The 16,641-nt window shown below is 38.2% G+C and carries 17 protein-coding genes and 2 pseudogenes; 10 read left to right on the top strand and 9 right to left on the bottom strand.

What is annotated here, in order from left to right; genetic code table 11:
- Window positions 1–119: 119 nt before the first annotated feature.
- Entirely contained in the window at window positions 120–527 is a 408-nt protein-coding gene (locus B4F08_RS17000; RefSeq protein ID WP_151706340.1) for a YraN family protein, read from the bottom strand.
- A gap of 363 nt (window positions 528–890) precedes the next feature.
- Here B4F08_RS17000 and rsmI point away from each other — a divergent pair, with 363 nt between their 5' ends.
- Window positions 891–1,733 (top strand): 16S rRNA (cytidine(1402)-2'-O)-methyltransferase, encoded by an 843-nt coding sequence (gene rsmI / locus B4F08_RS16995; RefSeq protein ID WP_086207798.1) that lies wholly within the window; start codon window positions 891–893, stop codon window positions 1,731–1,733.
- Between the two features lie 174 nt (window positions 1,734–1,907).
- On the opposite strand, the gene B4F08_RS16990 is transcribed toward rsmI, so the two are convergent.
- From B4F08_RS16990 to surE, 3 genes are all read right to left on the bottom strand, one after another.
- Window positions 1,908–2,837 (bottom strand): LysR family transcriptional regulator, encoded by a 930-nt coding sequence (locus tag B4F08_RS16990; RefSeq protein WP_086207799.1) that lies wholly within the window; start codon window positions 2,835–2,837, stop codon window positions 1,908–1,910.
- 95 nt (window positions 2,838–2,932) lie between these two features.
- Complete coding sequence (locus tag B4F08_RS16985) at window positions 2,933–3,751, bottom strand: peptidoglycan DD-metalloendopeptidase family protein (protein WP_291375495.1); 819 nt, start codon at window positions 3,749–3,751, stop codon at window positions 2,933–2,935.
- A gap of 153 nt (window positions 3,752–3,904) precedes the next feature.
- Window positions 3,905–4,675 carry a 5'/3'-nucleotidase SurE gene (surE, locus tag B4F08_RS16980; RefSeq protein ID WP_086207801.1) on the bottom strand — a complete coding sequence of 257 codons (771 nt, stop codon included), beginning with the start codon at window positions 4,673–4,675 and terminating at the stop codon, window positions 3,905–3,907.
- A gap of 147 nt (window positions 4,676–4,822) precedes the next feature.
- On the opposite strand from surE, the pseudogene B4F08_RS16975 reads away from it, so the two are divergent.
- Window positions 4,823–5,121, top strand: a pseudogene (locus B4F08_RS16975) (Arm DNA-binding domain-containing protein); the annotation flags it as partial.
- Window positions 5,122–5,173: 52 nt separating this feature from the next.
- On the opposite strand, the pseudogene B4F08_RS16970 reads toward B4F08_RS16975, so the two are convergent.
- The 3 genes and pseudogenes from B4F08_RS16970 to B4F08_RS16960 form a co-directional block, all read right to left on the bottom strand.
- Window positions 5,174–5,574, bottom strand: a pseudogene (locus tag B4F08_RS16970) (transposase); the annotation flags it as partial.
- A gap of 255 nt (window positions 5,575–5,829) precedes the next feature.
- Window positions 5,830–6,378: a hypothetical protein gene (locus B4F08_RS16965; RefSeq protein ID WP_291375494.1), complete on the bottom strand. Its 549-nt coding sequence runs from the start codon at window positions 6,376–6,378 to the stop codon at window positions 5,830–5,832.
- A gap of 924 nt (window positions 6,379–7,302) precedes the next feature.
- A complete protein-coding gene (locus B4F08_RS16960) occupies window positions 7,303–8,007 on the bottom strand; it encodes a DUF1003 domain-containing protein (RefSeq protein WP_110975301.1) in 705 nt (234 codons plus the stop codon).
- A 609-nt stretch (window positions 8,008–8,616) separates the two neighbouring features.
- Between B4F08_RS16960 and B4F08_RS16955 the strand changes: the two genes are divergently transcribed.
- From B4F08_RS16955 to B4F08_RS16940, 4 genes are all read left to right on the top strand, one after another.
- Entirely contained in the window at window positions 8,617–8,991 is a 375-nt protein-coding gene (locus B4F08_RS16955) for an MCR_0457 family protein (protein ID WP_119063004.1), read from the top strand.
- A gap of 187 nt (window positions 8,992–9,178) precedes the next feature.
- Complete coding sequence (locus B4F08_RS16950; protein WP_086207806.1) at window positions 9,179–9,565, top strand: MCR_0457 family protein; 387 nt, start codon at window positions 9,179–9,181, stop codon at window positions 9,563–9,565.
- A gap of 117 nt (window positions 9,566–9,682) precedes the next feature.
- On the top strand, window positions 9,683–10,831 hold the full coding sequence (gene dacC / locus B4F08_RS16945) for a D-alanyl-D-alanine carboxypeptidase PBP5/6 (RefSeq protein ID WP_086207807.1): 1,149 nt from the start codon (window positions 9,683–9,685) through the stop codon (window positions 10,829–10,831).
- Window positions 10,832–10,923: 92 nt separating this feature from the next.
- A complete protein-coding gene (locus B4F08_RS16940) occupies window positions 10,924–11,460 on the top strand; it encodes a gamma carbonic anhydrase family protein (RefSeq protein ID WP_086207808.1) in 537 nt (178 codons plus the stop codon).
- A gap of 34 nt (window positions 11,461–11,494) precedes the next feature.
- Here B4F08_RS16940 and B4F08_RS16935 read toward each other — a convergent pair whose 3' ends face one another.
- On the bottom strand, window positions 11,495–12,391 hold the full coding sequence (locus tag B4F08_RS16935) for a LysR substrate-binding domain-containing protein (RefSeq protein ID WP_119063005.1): 897 nt from the start codon (window positions 12,389–12,391) through the stop codon (window positions 11,495–11,497).
- A 125-nt stretch (window positions 12,392–12,516) separates the two neighbouring features.
- Between B4F08_RS16935 and B4F08_RS16930 the strand changes: the two genes are divergently transcribed.
- Window positions 12,517–13,194 carry a hydrolase gene (locus tag B4F08_RS16930; RefSeq protein WP_119063006.1) on the top strand — a complete coding sequence of 226 codons (678 nt, stop codon included), beginning with the start codon at window positions 12,517–12,519 and terminating at the stop codon, window positions 13,192–13,194.
- 288 nt (window positions 13,195–13,482) lie between these two features.
- On the top strand, window positions 13,483–13,992 hold the full coding sequence (locus B4F08_RS16925; protein WP_291375492.1) for an SRPBCC domain-containing protein: 510 nt from the start codon (window positions 13,483–13,485) through the stop codon (window positions 13,990–13,992).
- Between the two features lie 7 nt (window positions 13,993–13,999).
- Here the strand turns inward: B4F08_RS16925 and B4F08_RS16920 are convergent, their stop codons facing one another.
- The gene (locus tag B4F08_RS16920) at window positions 14,000–14,911 is read right to left on the bottom strand and encodes a LysR family transcriptional regulator (protein WP_291375491.1); all 912 of its coding nucleotides are present in this window, start codon (window positions 14,909–14,911) and stop codon (window positions 14,000–14,002) included.
- A gap of 190 nt (window positions 14,912–15,101) precedes the next feature.
- Here B4F08_RS16920 and B4F08_RS16915 point away from each other — a divergent pair, with 190 nt between their 5' ends.
- Together B4F08_RS16915 and mnmA are read left to right on the top strand one after the other, a co-directional pair.
- The gene (locus B4F08_RS16915; RefSeq protein WP_110975727.1) at window positions 15,102–15,587 is read left to right on the top strand and encodes an NUDIX hydrolase; all 486 of its coding nucleotides are present in this window, start codon (window positions 15,102–15,104) and stop codon (window positions 15,585–15,587) included.
- 4 nt (window positions 15,588–15,591) lie between these two features.
- Window positions 15,592–16,641: tRNA 2-thiouridine(34) synthase MnmA (gene mnmA / locus B4F08_RS16910; protein ID WP_291375488.1), on the top strand; the 1,050-nt coding region annotated here is incomplete at its 3' end.

The raw sequence follows: 16,641 nt of genomic DNA, 5'->3' as shown, positions 1-16,641 counted from the left end.
CTGCACATCCAGATAAACTTGCGACACATAATACGGTCATTGCAATACGATTCAACACTCAGCAAGACTCCTCAATTTTTCAAACTATTTTTAATGCAGCATTTCAGCTCTGATTTTGTTCAAAGATTAATAAAGTCTTGATCAAAAGTAAAAGCATTTTCTATCCATTGCTGATCATAAGTGAATTTTGAAAAATCTTGCTGTATGGTTTTTGCAATTTCTTTAAAAAAATCAAAACAAATCACATCAAAGCGACAATAATAATGCTGGAAATGTGGATGATCTTGTAAAAATAACATGGCCGTTTTGGCTATTTTACGCTGTTTTGACTGGGAAATTGTTTCAACAGCTTGCGCAAATCGCGTTCTTGATCGCGCTTTAACCTCAACAAAGACCAACTCTTGCTCCTTCTGTACAATTAAATCAATTTCACCAAATCTTGAATGATAATTGCCTACCACATAAACATAACCCTGTTGTTCTAATAAGACCAAAGCTTGCTGCTCTGCCCACTGTCCCAGTTTCATTCTGTTCTATTTCCCCGTTATTATTTTCTATGAATGGCAGTATGATCTAAAAATCACAGCTTAAATTATATATAGTTTGATGACTTTCATTATCTTCCTATCAGCTTAGACATAAAAGCTCTGATCTGAGATGTATCACCACCACTTCTCTTGATGACTTCTACTTTTCCTTATTTCTTAATAGCCAAATTTCAAGCGAAGTCTTAAATTGTAGCTGGAAAATAGATGTCTCATAGATTCTAATTCGCGCCATAGCGAGCAATTCGGGTAGAATGATGGATTGCAGTATGTTTGAAAAGATATATTGCACTTTTAGACTTTCAAGCGAAGTCCTTTTATTATTTTGCAGTGCGGAGAAAACCCATGAGTGCCCAGTTATTTGTAGTCGCAACCCCTATCGGGCACTTAGATGACATGACTTATCGTGCAATTGATGTATTAAAGTCAGTCAAAGTGATTGCTGCTGAAGATACACGAACCTCAGCTCAACTTCTTAAGCACTTCAATATTCAAACCCCTCTTACTGCATGTCATGATCACAACGAAAGTAATAAAATCGACTTGTTAATTCAGCGCTTGCTAAAGGGCGAAGACATGGCACTGATCAGTGATGCAGGTACGCCACTGATTAGTGATCCCGGTTTTAAATTGGTTCGTGCTGCACAAGAGCATAATATCCGCGTCATTCCTGTCCCTGGCGCTTGTGCCGCAATTGCTGCTTTAAGTTCAGTAGGCTTACCCAGTGACCGTTTTAGCTTCGAGGGATTTTTATCCTCCAAACAAACTCAGCGACTAGCAAACCTAGAAAAACTCAAAGACGAGACACAAACGCTAATTTTTTATGAAGCACCACATCGCATTTTAGACAGTGTCACAGATATGGCGAAGGTGTTTGGAGCAGATCGCCCTGTTGGTTTTGCACGTGAAATTACCAAAACCTTTGAAACCATCAAGAAAATGACTTTAGGTGAACTGGTGGCGTTCATTGCCAACGACCATCATCAACAAAAAGGTGAAATTGTTCTGGTTGTAGGCGGTGCAACTGCAGAAAAAGATATGGAACAAGAAAAGCTTGATCAGCTTTTAACACGCCTCTTACAAGATTTATCTGTAAAAGCTGCATCTCAATTGGCTGCCGACTTAACAGGGATTAAAAAGAAAATTGCCTACCAACGTGCTTTAGAACTCACTCAAGGCGACGCTTAAAAATACAAAAATAAAGAGCAGCAGAATTTAGGTTTTTTGCCTCGTTCTACTGCTCTAAATGTTAAGCGGATCCATGTGAACCGCTTAACCCCAAATTATGTTTTTATATCAGTAAAAATTTATAAGTAAGAATATGTAGAGCTTGCCTCATACTTGAGTATTGTCTCTATAGAATTAGCTTGCTTCTTGGTAGATACGACCGCCAGGTAGTTGGCAAAAGTATTGTTTCAAGGCATCCAAACAACGATGGATCTTCATCGGCTGTTGTTCATGCTTTGAAGTGATAGCATATAAAGTAAAATTTGGTAGCTTCCATTCTGGAATAACTTCTACTAAAGAACCGTTCACCAATTCTTTTTGTACATCCAAATATAAAATCCGAGCGACACCATGACCATGCTGGCACAGCGTTTTTGTCACCAAAATATTGTTACTGGCTACTCTCGATTTCATCTCAAGCTCAACCATCTCACCTGTAACCACATTTTTAAAATCAAAATCATGATTATTTTTCATGATGGTAATCGGAATAAGATCGTGATTTTTTAAATCTTCAGGTCGTGAAATTGGCGCCGACTGGTTCAAATAACTCGGCGATGCAACCAAAATTTGTTCAACACGAGCCAAAGGCACAACATGAAAACTCTGATCGTCAACTATTGGCCCCATTCTTAAAGCAATATCAATACGCCCTGCAAGCAAGTCCACATAATGATTATCTGCTTCTATATGAACAGATAATCCACGATGTGCAGACATCCAATGTGACAAAGCAGGAATCACATGATTTGCACCCAACTCTGGCGTAGTCGCTATTCGTAGCTCACCGACTAGATCATCGCGCAATTCATTGATACGTATTTTGCCACGTTCAGCAGCGGCGAGCATTTCTTGACAGCTGTGGAAAAAAGCCTGACCTGCTTCAGTTAAATTCAACTTTCGAGTTGAGCGATGTAGAAGAACAACTTCCATCTCTTGCTCTAAAGAACGAATTTGCTGGCTCACAGCACTTGTAGTGATGCCTAGCTCACGCGCAGCACCACTAAAGGAACTTTTTTCTACAACACAAGCAAAAACACCCATTGCCCGTAGTTGATCTAACATAAAATTCTCTCTGGATTCATGAGAAGTTTTCATCTTTTCGATAAAAACAACTCATTGTATTATACGGTGAATTTTTTGCTTTGCATCCAGATTTTTTAATTTAATGGTAAAACTATAGTCGGATTGATTGGCTTGCCATCTAGGCGTACTTGGAACTCCAACATGGTACGATTTGTGCCTGTTGATCCCATTTCAGCAATTTTTTGGCCAGCTGTCACATTTTGACCGCTCTTCACATTCATTGCACTATTATGTGCATAGGCTGTGATATAGCCATCAATATGCTTAATCAAAATTAAGTTCCCATATTCTTTTAAACCGTCTGCCGCATATACCACCTGCCCATCTGCTGCTGCATAGATTGGATCGCCTTGGTTACCGGCATAACGAATACCTTTCACATTATTGGCTAAATTGTAACCTTGCAATACAGCACCATTACTCGGTTTAACCCAACGTAAAGTCGAGGTTTGCGAGCTCGCAACAGGTGCAGTCGGTACTTTAGCAGGAGTCGTGCTGGTTGTGGTGGCTGTATTTTGACTCGGGAGACCAACATTTTGACGTTGAATTGGAGCAACTTGGGTCATTGGTTGTGTTGTTGTGGTACGCGGGCTCCCTGAGCCTTTTAAGCGTAGTGATTGCCCCACATAAATTCGGTACGGTGCAGCAATATCATTCATCTCTGCAACTGACAAATAACTCAGCCCATAACGCATCGCAATACCACTCAAAGTATCACCCGAACGAACCGTATAATAGTCTGGTGCTTTCGCAAAACGTGTTGCATTGTTGACCTGTGGCTTAGACGCACAACCACTTAAAATAACAGTCGAAACAACAGCAGTTGATAAAACAACTGTCTTCAACATGGTTGCGGGTACTGCAATGAAACGGATTTGAGACAACACAGACATTTATCTTACTCTCTAAAAAATACAAAAATAATAAATTTAATTTGCGCTAAGATTAGCAAAAAAGCATGTAGAAATAGTATCTCTGCGCGTATTTTCACAAAGTTATAACAAACAGTTGAGCATACGCCTTGTATTACCCAGCTGTATGGCTATTTATGGGTTCATTTGGACTTGTAATGCATGTAAAACGTCATAATTGGTGGCATCCATTTGAATAGGGGTAATACTCACAAAACCATGTGCCACTGCAAAAAAGTCAGACTCTACAGCATCATACCCCTGTTTAGGCTCTACTACCGCTTCACCAGATAATCCAATCCAATAGACTTGGCGCCCACGTGGGTCAACATGGCTGGTAATTGGTTTCGACTGACTACGACGTCCTTGATAGGTAATTTTCGCTCCCTGTAACTCTGCTACATCCGGGATATTAATGTTTAAAATATGTCGTGGTGGTAGCGTAGGCAAACCTTGTTGAACAAAGTCATGTACCCATTGTGCTGCATATTGATAATCTTCTGGGCTGTTGTAAGAACGTACTTCTGGCCCAGCCAATGATACTGCAATCGCCGGTTGCTTCATGAGGCGACCTTCAAAAGCTGCACCCACTGTTCCCGAGTACAGCACATCATCCCCCAAATTTGCCCCACTGTTAATCCCACTTACAACAAGGTCAAATTCAAAATCAAACAAACCATTCATAGACAAATACACACAGTCTGCAGGTGTACCATTGACTGCCCACATGTCAGGTGCAATTTCAATTGGGCGTAACGGGCGATCCAAGGTCAAAGCGCTAGAAAAACCGCTGCGTTCACTTTCTGGGGCTACAATTACAACTCGACCTAAAGGACGTAAAGCACGTGCCAATGCTTGAATACCAGGGGCAAAAACACCATCGTCATTAGCTATTAAAATATTCACTGCAATCTTCTTAAATCTATATTTGTCTGAAAAAACCTTAAAAAAACCATTTATTTATCTTTAATTTTAGTCGATATAGGTTCGCATTAATCTGTTAAATAAACGGGTACTGTAGCAGGTAATTTATTCAACCTAACAGGTAACTCAATGCTTTCAGATACCAAAATAAAATCGCTAAAACCTAAAGAAAAAATATATAGAGTACTTGATGCAGAAAGGTTATACATTGAAGTTAGACCTACTGGCAAGAAGTTATGGCGCTTCAAATACACTTTGAATGGCAAAAAGGTACTATAAGTTTCGGTGAATACCTTCTCGTATCACTTGAAGAAGCACGTAAAAAGAAAGATGAATCTAGGGTCTTGTTAAAAAACGATATAAACCCTGTTGATGAAAAAAAGAAAAAGAAGATTGATGCAGTTCTAGCCACATCTAATACTTTTAAAAGGCTTTATTGCACAAAGATTTAAAAAATAAATACCCCTAAGCGACTCAAGTTTAAATAACAACTTGGGTATGAGGTCGGCTTAATTCTGTAAATTTATTTAAGACTGCCACACGTGCATGAATCTCATTGACTTGACTGTCAAAATTCTTAGCGCTGAGTTGATCGCCTAATAATTCGATACAATGCATCTTGGTTTCGAGCAAACTACGCAGATGATATCCAGACCACTTTTTCCAAATCATTCTTCCTAGACGTTTACTGTTTTCAATAATTCTTTTCTTTCTAAAGATTATACTTTTTTGTCTTTCCATGGTTTTGCATTTTTTCTTGGCGGAATCACTGCTTGTTCTTGACGATCTGAGATCACTCGTCTGCAGCATTTAGTGTCATAGGCTCCATCGGTATAGACAGAATCTATTCGCTCATCAAGTGGTATTTGACCAAGTAAATCAGAGTACCCGTGAATCACTGATAACGATAGGTTTGTGCAACAAAGCCCCTTAAACCGGACTCCATAGCAGAATTTTGAGCATTAATCGGCGTGATACCTCTCGCAAGCTCTTCTTGATGTTTCTTCTCGTAAGCAAACATATAAGCTTGAAGTAAATTGTGATTGAAATCAAAAGAACCGCTATATATTGTTCTGCTTCTTTATATGTAAAAATAGCTGTTGTCATAACTTTTTATCCTTCTTTTATTAAAATGACTATTTTTTCTTTGGCGAAACCCACATTTTTGGCATTCCTATGACTAAGTTCCAAAAGATATAAGTAATCCCGTAAAACATTAATGCACCTAGTATCCATAAACCCAACATAGAATTCGTGAATAATTTATAAAATGCTCCTCCACGACCTATGCTATCCGCACCTTCTAACATAACAATAAAAGGTAAAACAATTGCTACAGGTGATAGACACATATTCAATATTGAAACTAAAAATCTCTTAGGAATTGGGTGATTTAGCATTTTATGGTCATAAAGCAAATACGACACTATTAAAAATAGAGTAGGAAAAGAAAAAAAATACATTAAAAATATGTAAATCCAAGCTCTAACCTCCACAATATTTAACAATGAAACATCAATATAAAATGGAAAAAATCTTAATATCAATTCCAAATTACTCAGCACTATATATTTATCAAAAAAAACAAGAAAAAACTCAGACAACAATACCATAGCTCCACTAAATAAAAATGAAACCTTTAAATCAAAACCCACCTTACCCACACTATACTCGCTTATCGACATAATATAAAAATCACAATAAAACACATTAAAATATTAATATTTAATTTATCCACCTTACTAAATACATCAAACAAACCTATTTTAAATATAATTTAACTCAATACTTTTTAATCAACATAACCCCTTCAAAAATAATAAAAACCTCTAATTCTCATAATTCACCACACCTAAAATATGCTCTATATAATTAATTCGTTTTGGATTTTTATCTACTTAAAATAGCTTATTTTTATAATGTACCTTCCCCATCAAACTGACAACAAAAAAAAAAGGGTCACTATGAACTAAAAATAAAGTTTTCTCAGTATTATTCCATTCAAATTTCCGCGCTATTGATCTAAAAAAATATGAATGGGTCCAGCACGCTCAATACGGTCCTGATTTTCTATTCTAAAAGTTATATACATTATTTTTATTCACAAGTGTTAAGCTTCTAGTTTATGTCACTTTAAGTATTTTTACCTAAAATTTAAATAAAATGCTTAAAAAATTAACAAAAACTTAAAATTAAATTATTGATATTTCATACTTTTAACCCACATTAAACATTTAAATCCAATCAGTGAAATTCATCACAGTTATTTAAATGCATACACCTAAGTTTATCTTAAACTTAGCCATTTTTAGTCAGCAATTAAAATCAGTAGATTTACAGATAATATGAAAACATTAGCTAAAGAATTTAATGCCTTCAACGCCAAAATAAAAACGTATCGCATCTTAGGTGCAGACTGCACTATACATTGAGATAAAGCCATCTGAAAAGCAGGAACAACGAGTCTGAATGAATATTCAGTTATTACTTTACAAAAGGAAGAAAGCAGCAAGATAAAATAAGCTAGCTGCTTCAGGCTTAAGCATAGAAAACAAGCCAAAGAAAAGATAATCTAACCGATAAATTATATTCAGTATTTGTCCATCAAATTATTCATGTTTTTTACTCATTTCAGATAACAAATCCAGTTGTATTTCTTGTATTTGAGCTAATCTATTCCACTGATGCATCAATAGATGATCTAGTTTTTCATTTAAATGTTGAATTTCTAACTCCGCCTTTAAATTTATTTTATAATCGTTTTGCGAACGCAACCTGTCTTTGGCTTCTTGCCTATTTTGGCTCATCATAATAACGGGAGCCTGAACAGCTGCGATACAAGATAAAATTAAATTTAATAAAATAAAGGGATATGGATCCGCAGGATGTGAAACCATCACGACTGTATTGATAATAATCCAGATCGCAAGGAAAAGCGCAAAGCACATGAGAAAAGCCCAACTGCCACCAAAACTAGCAATTCTATCTGCCAATCTTTCCCCTAGACTCCAATTTTGATTGAGCTGATCTTCTACATTTTGAGTGATCACCTCATGGTGTTGCAGACTTTTAATGACTTCACGCTCAAGATCTGTGACCTCTCCTTTCTCAGATTTTAACAGTGAATGAACATACTGAATTCGATATTTGGCTAAATCTGCTTGGCAAATATAACTTTGCGGTGACCATTCTGGGAAGTCATGTGCAATTTCTTCGATGATGGATTTTCGTATTGTCCCCATAGGAATGATATTTTTAATGAGGAATTTTTCCCCACAGACTAGACACTCACGACTTTCATTTTTTTCACTCATGATCACTCGCTTTAATAATCATTATAGTTTTTGGGGCGTAAGCATAATCGAATAAATTTCAAACCAATGTCAAATTTCACGACTTTTAAAATGAATGACAGCCATTCATATTTCCATACAAAATATCAATATATCGTCCCACTAAACCTAAACATCGAAGATTTCTTTTCCCACGATATCCCTACACGGATTATAACTCGCAACTATGTTCTAAGGCTTAGAAACATCATAAGATAAAATTATATATATCTGAAATTTATAATATTTTCCAATTCAACACTCAATAAGTTTTTCTTTATGCTCTCACCGCTTAACATTATAGCCATCTGGCTAAATCTCACTAAAATCAAAACAATGTTGTACTCAGATTGCTCATCTGTCGACACATTTTCCAAAATATAAACATTTATCGAATTAAGTAGCTCATCATCAAGCAAGCCTCAATTAAAAAATGCCTAATAAATAACCTCAATGAGGTCATACTTATCCACTATCAAAATATTCAAAAAAATTTCTATTAAAATGACTGGTGAGAACTTTTCATTGAATTCTAACTGAAAATATATATATTGGTTGCTCCGTATCCACCATAAATATGTGATTTTAAAAATGATTAAAACCTTAACATTACGTAATTTCTTCGGATTAGGCATGGCTATCATAATCTCTCAATCTGCTTTTGCTGTTGAAGGATTAAGTACAGAAGAAGCCAATACCATTGTGAAAGAAGATATTGCAGCAGCGCAAGTCATGACTGAATTTTGCCCTGCTTTGGTGGGTCAAGCTCCTAAAATTGAAAGTAACATCCAAGCGCTGATTCAAACATATTTGCAAGATTATTCTGACAAGTCGATGACATACGCAAAATTACAGTCAGATAGCGAATACCAATCTATCCTCAAAGCGGCACGTGCAGATGCAAACAGTTCAGACAAAGCAGAACAAAAATCTGTATGTGATGATGTCGTAAACTTTGAAGGTTAATTGAGTAGCCAGCCGTGCAAAATAAAAAAGGTGAATAAATCAAAATATTCACCTTTTTTAACATCAAAAATGTCAACACTGTAAATTTACCTCAACAGCTTCTATACATTTATTCGCTTACATTTACTTAAAATTTGTTTAAGCTCATCATATTATGGCACTAACAAGTATGGTCTTAAGGTTTCAAATGAATTTGAATATGATGAAAAAAGTGATTTTAGCGGTGTGCAGTTCTACTTTAATGGTCATCAGTTCCGCGCAAGCAGCCACTAAAGATGAAAATATTGAAGTCACCCCACTACAACAAGTGACTCAACAAGAATTAGCTGCAATTTATGTACTCTCAGAAGTTTGCCCAGATCTAGTTTCTGACCAAAAGCAGTTTGAAAATGGCTATAACTCTTTAGCAAAAGAGTATCTTCCACAACAAGAAAACCCTACTGCATATCTGAAAAAACTCAGTAAAGAAAAAAAATTCAAGCCAATTTTAGCTGAAGCGCAAGCCGATGCAAAAAAAGCAGGCAAAGCAAAGAATCAAGAAATTTGTACAGAATTGAGTACTTACAGCAAATAATACCAATTGGTTACAATATCTTTAAAATAAGCCGATTTCTCCCATAGAAGTCGGCAGAACTTTGTCCTAAAATGCAAGGCTCTCGTGCTTATACTAAAGAAATCGGAACCCCTTAGAATGATTCAAAAAAGCGCCCTTGCTGCGGCATTACTCGTACCAAGCATTTCCTTTGCAGCAACTGTCTTATCCTCACCACCAGAACTAAATAATAAATCATACGTGCTGATGGACTATGAGACTGGGCAAATCCTCGCATCAAAAAATGAAAACGAAAAATTAGCACCTGCCTCAATGACAAAAATGATGACCAGCTTCATTATTGAACAGAAATTGCTGGCAGGTGAACTGACTGAAAATGAAAAAGTTCGCATGAACGAATCTGCATGGTGTCGTGGCAGCAGTTCAGAATCATGTATGTATGTTCCTTTGAACGGTACTGCAACTGCATTAGAGATGCTACGAGGCATTATCATTCAATCGGGAAATGATGCATCTAAAGCGATGGCTGAGCACATTGCTGGTAACGAAGGTACTTTCGTACATATGATGAATTCTGAAGCAAAACGTATCGGTATGAGCAATACTAGCTTTATGAATTCAACTGGTATGCCAGCTGAAGGTCACTACTCAACCGCTAAAGACATGGCAACGCTTGCACAGCACATCATTCATGATAGCTCAAAATACTATCCTATCTATTCTGAAAAAGAGTTTAGCTTTAACGGTATTAAACAAGGTAATCGAAATGCCTTGCTTTATACCGACCCAAGTGTCGATGGTTTGAAAACTGGCCATACTGATGAAGCGGGTTATTGCTTGACCACATCAGCAAAACGCGGGCCTATGCGTTTAATTTCGGTGATTTTTGGTGCGCCAAGCATGCAAGAACGCGCAACACAAACACGTGAAATTTTAGCGTGGGGTTATGCGAACTTTGAAACTAAAAACGTACAAGCAGCGAACCAAGTTTTAGCCAAATCGAAAGTGTGGTTTGGTAAAGACAGTGAAGTCCCTGTGGGCCTAGCTGAAACGTTCAACGTGACCATGCCTAAAGGTCAAGCCAACTCTATTAAAACGCAGATTGTAGTTCAACCGAAACTCACTGCACCGTTGAAAAAGGGTCAAGTGGTTGGTAAATACGTTGCAAGCCTTGATGGTAAAGTGATTGCTGAAAAGCCACTGGTTGCATTAAAAGATGTTGAAGAAGCAGGCTTCTTTGCGCGTATGTTAGATCACATCAAACAATTCTTCTCAAACTTATTCTAAGCCATATTTAGACTTAAGTTAAAGCATCCACACCTCGGTCTGGGTGCTTTTTTATTTTATAATGAGCACCTACATAAAAGCAGAACACCAATATGGCTAAAAATATTCGCCCCTATTTGAACACCACACCGCAACTGGGTAACAATTGCTATATTGATGAAATGTCCGTAGTGATTGGCGATGTCATTTTGGCTGACAATGTTTCAGTCTGGCCTTTTGCTGTGATTCGAGGCGATGTAAATTCAATCCGAATTGGTAAAAACTCAAATGTACAAGACCATGCGATGCTGCATGTCAGTCATAAAAAAGTAGACAAACCTAACGGTTCTCCTTTGATCATTGGTGATGATGTGACTATTGGACATCATGTCACTTTACATGGTTGTACTATTGGCAATCGTGTACTGATTGGCATCAACAGCATTGTTTTGGATGATGTCGTTATTCCTGACGATGTCATGATTGGTGCAGGCACACTAGTGCCTCCTGGAAAAGTGCTGGAAAGTGGCTATTTATATGTCGGAAGCCCAGCTAAAAAGGTACGCCCACTTACGGAAAAAGAATTAGCATTTTTACCCTATTCAGCACAAAACTATGTGAAAGTTTCAGGGCATTATTTAGAGTCATAGACCTATGTGCGAGTTGCATCGCACTTTTCATTTCTTAATATTTTTCAAATGCTGTCACCAAAAAGTCAATTAAGGCTTTCACTGATGGTAACAAACCACGTCTAGAGGTATAGGCTAAGTGAATCAACTCTGGTTTTGGCTCCCAGTTTGGAATTACTTTGACTAAACGCCCTTCTTTTAAATCCTGATGAATAATTAGTTCTGGCAACTTGGCAATCCCAAGACCTTGTAAAGTCGCTACATGCAATGCATTGAGATCGGTAGTGGTCAGTCTCGGTTCACACTTCAGCACGTATGGTTCTTCATTTTCATCGAATAACTTCCAATGATATTCAGGTACAAATGACTCCATCATCAACACAGGCCATTGATTTAACTCTTTAGGATGTTGAATGGAAAACTGCTGATAGGCCAATTGTGGACTCGCCACAATAAACTGCCGAGACAAAGACAAGTTACGTACAACGAGGCCACTATCTTCTAGTGGTAAGGGGCGGATACGTATTGCTAGATCGTAACGCTCATTCATCAAATCTACTTTTCGATTGGTGGCTTCAACATGCAAACGCACTTTGGGATATTTCTTTAAAAAATCATTCAGCATAGTGCTGACATTCAAATGCAATAAATTCACAGGACATGAGATTTTCACTGTGCCTACAGGTTCTAAACTGAGCATTTCAATAGCTGCATCGGCCGCTTCAGCCTCAATAATCATGGCTTGGCAGTGCTGATAATAGACTTTTCCAACTTCCGTCACGGACACACTGCGTGTGGTTCGGTTGAGTAGCTTTACCCCTAAACGCTCTTCCAACTCTGCAATTCTGCGACTCAGCAAGGATTTCGTGATCATTAACTCGTTGCTGGCTGCAGAAAAACCACCATACTCAATCACTTTAGCAAAATAATACAGGTCATTAAAATCTTTCATCTACAATCCCTGAACATCTAATTGTTCTTTTAGTATGACAATGTTTCCCATATTAGGTATTTTTTCACCTTTGTCATGAAATTAATATAGCAATCACCAGTTAATCCATACAAAAGGTAATAAAAATGTCTACTCCAGCAAACTTCAATGACCAACGTCCTGTGATTGATCCAACAGATTCAGCGATGCTTTTAATTGACCATCAAAGTGGTTTATTTCAAACTGTAGGTGATATGCCGATGCCTGAATTGCGTCAACGCGCGGCGGCTTTGGCAAAAATTGCGTCACTCGCCAATATTCCAGTCATTACAACAGCTTCTGTTCCTCAAGGTCCAAATGGTCCCTTAATTCCAGAAATACACCAAAATGCCCCACATGCACAATATGTAGCACGTAAAGGTGAAATTAATGCATGGGATAACCCAGACTTTGTCGATGCAGTCAAAGCGACAGGGAAAAAGACGTTAATTATTGCAGGAACCATTACTAGTGTATGTATGGCTTTTCCTGCGATTAGTGCAGTTGCTGAAGGTTACAAAGTTTTCGCAGTGATTGATGCTTCAGGGACATACACCAAAATGGCAGAGGAAATTACTCTTGCACGTGTGGTTCAAGCAGGTGTTGTACCGATGGATACTGCGGCAGTTGCTTCTGAAATCCAAAAAACATGGAATCGTGAAGATGCTCAGGAATGGGCTCAAGTCTACACTCAGATCTTTCCTGCTTATGCACTGTTGATGGAAAGCTATGTGAAAGCGCAAGAAGTCGTTCAAAATAACGAAGTTTTAGATTCCAATCGCTAATCTAAAATAATCAAGGCTGAACCGCCATTAACCGTTTAAAGCTAAATTGAAAATAAATAGGCATCTCATTATAGGTGCCTATTTTGCTGAACTGAAGTTTAAATCAGTCCAAGTCACTCATTTTTAAAATAAATGATATATTTATCAAAATCTTAAAATAAAAAATCATATTAAAAATGAGTACCGTTTAGATATAAAAAAAACGTATAATTAAAATTAAAGAATACAATTAGTATTATATACAAGAGCAGTAGATCATTTGAAGCCTAGAAAACAACAGGATTTAACATGCTTAACGCAATCCACTGGCCTGAAAATTACCTCCCTGGACATACCGATAACTTTGTTTCGAATGAAGTGATTGTTTCAAACTTATCCGTTCAAGATATTTGGCCTTTTTTAGTTAATGCGCATCTATGGCCTTCATATTATGGAAACGCCTCAGATATTGATTTGAATGATGCAGAATGCTTAGAACTCAACTTAGTCTTTTTCTTTAAAACTTTTGGCTTTCCAGTCAATGCTCAGGTCGTTGAGTATGCCCCGCCTAAAGATCATCAACCCGCTAGAATCGCATGGCATGGCTGGGCAGGTGAACCAGATTGTAGTGATCGCTTGGATGTCCACCATGCTTGGCTAATTGAAGACCTTCCTCATGACCGCGTCCGTATTTTGACTCAAGAAACCCAAATAGGTCGACCAGCTCAAGAATTAGCACACACTAAACCGAACCCGATGTTAAATGGACACCAAGACTGGTTAGACGGTCTAGTTAAAATAGCAAAATCTAAAATTTAGAGAGCTCTCAGCACAGACTTCCCTTCGCTGTCTGAATTAATAAGAGCCGTAACCACTGCTGGGCAGCATCACGGTGGTTACGTTCATGCCAGACCAGTGTTTTAGTAAAATGAGGGATATCTAAAGGAGGTTCAAAAACTTTAAAACCTTGCAGATTCTGAGTTAAACGTGACGGCACAACAGCGATTAAGTCTGTCGTACTCAAAATCTCAGGCAAGATCAAAAAACTATTCACCGACAACATTACCTGTCGTCTTTTTTTTAGTCCTTTAAGCTGTAAGTCAGTCACCCCAACAAATTGTCCACCATCATGAGAAATCAAAGCATGGTCTGTAGAACAGAGATCATCAATACTCAATTGTTTATTTTGTGCCATTTGATGTTGAGCACTCATGAGACAAACATAGTGTTCTTCAAATAAATCGTAAGTATGTAAATCTAAATGTGCATGTTCTGGTGTAATTAATGCAAAATCAATAACACCACGTTCTAATTGGGTAAATATCTCATCATTGTGTACAGAAACCACTGCAATTTGAACTTTAGGTGCAGAACGTCTCAGCTCAGCAATATAAGGTACCAAGATTGTCTTTAATGCATAATCTGTAGCTGCAATACGTAGCGTAAGCTCAGCCTCTTTGGGCGCAAAAATACTGGGTTTAAGTAAAGTATGGATATCACTTAAAATATTTTTAACGACTGGCGCAAGTTCTAATGCCCTTAAAGTTGGGTTTATTCCCCGTTGAGAACGCGTAAATAATGGGTCTTCAAAATAGTCACGCAATCGCTGTAACATTCCACTCACAGCAGGCTGAGTGAGGTACAGCTTTTTGGCCGCACCCGTTACACTACGCTCATCAAAAAGTGCATCAAAGGTCTTCAGTAAGTTGAGATCCAAATTTTTGATATCATGCTTCATGATATGAGAGCCTTAAATTTATTATTTTCATTATAAGCTAGAAAGTCTTATTAGCTACACAGAGTAAAAGTGTTTAAAAATTAGCTAATCATCATATTGAGCATATTCATCTTTCAAGAAAAAAACATTCAACATAGCCACCACGGCCTAAATTTTGTAGAATACCCTTTTCTCCCCATGGTGCTTTTACATGACCGCTTGGACAGCTCACGTGACCGTCGCAACCGTTGTTGAAAAAGACGGAAAATTTCTGTTTGTTGAAGAACACAGCGCTGGTGTGACGCATACAGTATTTAACCAACCCGCAGGTCATGTTGAATCAGGTGAAACCCTCATCGAAGCTGCCATTCGTGAAACAATGGAAGAAACTGGACATGAAGTGTCTATAGATGCGTTATTGGGCATTTATACCTATACACCGCCCATGTTTCCAGATCGTACCTATTACCGTTTCTGCTTTTTAGCGCAGTCACTTCATCACCATCCAACCGCCGAACTCGATACAGGTATCGTCGGTGCAGTATGGATGACTTTGGATGAACTACTCGAAACGGCTCGTGCGCGTAGTCCATTGGTGATTAAAGCAGTTCAAGACGCACTCGCGGGTCAAAAATATCCTTTATCGCTCGTTTATGAGCACCAAAATTCTCCTCTTATTTCAAGTTTGGATGCCTAGTCCTATGCAACAACGTGTCATCGTCGGTATGTCGGGTGGTGTAGATTCATCTGTTTCTGCTGCTCTTCTTCTTCAACAAGGTTATCAAGTTGAGGGTCTTTTCATGAAGAACTGGGAAGAAGACGACGGCACAGAATACTGCACAGCGATGGAAGACTTAGCCGATGCTCAAGCAGTCTGTGACAAACTAGGGATTAAGTTACACACCGCCAATTTTGCTATGGAATATTGGGATCGTGTATTTGAGCATTTCTTAGCGGAATATGCTGCGGGCCGTACCCCAAACCCAGATATTTTATGTAATAAAGAAATCAAATTCCGTGCGTTCTTAGATCATGCCATGCAACTAGGCGCGGACTTTATTGCAACTGGTCACTATGCACGTCGCGGCGAAACTATGACCAACTCTAAAGGTGAGGAATATGCACCTTTACTACGTGGTTTAGATAAAAATAAAGACCAAACCTATTTCTTACATGCTGTGCATGGTCGTGAAATTAATAAGACCTTGTTCCCAGTGGGTGAAATTGAAAAGCCAGAAGTACGTAAAATTGCGGAACAATATGACTTAGTCACGGCGAAGAAAAAAGACTCAACGGGCATCTGTTTTATTGGTGAACGTCGTTTTAATGACTTCTTAAAACAATACCTACCTGCACAAGCTGGAAAAATCGTCTTAGATGATGGCAAAGAGGTTGGTGAACATCACGGCTTAATGTACTATACGCTCGGTCAACGCGGTGGTATTGGTATTGGTGGTTTGAAAGGTGTCGCTGAAGGTGCATGGTTCGTTCTACATAAAGATATTGAAAACAACCGTTTGGTGATTGGTCAAGGTCATGAACATCCACTCATGCAAAGTACTACACTTTGGAGTGAAGCGATTGACTGGGTCGCAGGTGAAATGCAGATTCCTGAGACAGGTTTCCGTTGTACCTCTCGGACGCGCTATCGCCAAGATGACCAAGATTGTGTGATCTTTAATGATCCGACTACCCCAGGTGGCGTACGCGTTGAGTTCGATGAACCGCAACGTGCCGTGACTCCGGGTCAG

The organism is Acinetobacter sp. UBA6720 (genome assembly GCF_002454215.1).
GTDB lineage: Bacteria > Pseudomonadota > Gammaproteobacteria > Pseudomonadales > Moraxellaceae > Acinetobacter.
This window is presented reverse-complemented; position numbering and strand designations above follow the sequence as displayed.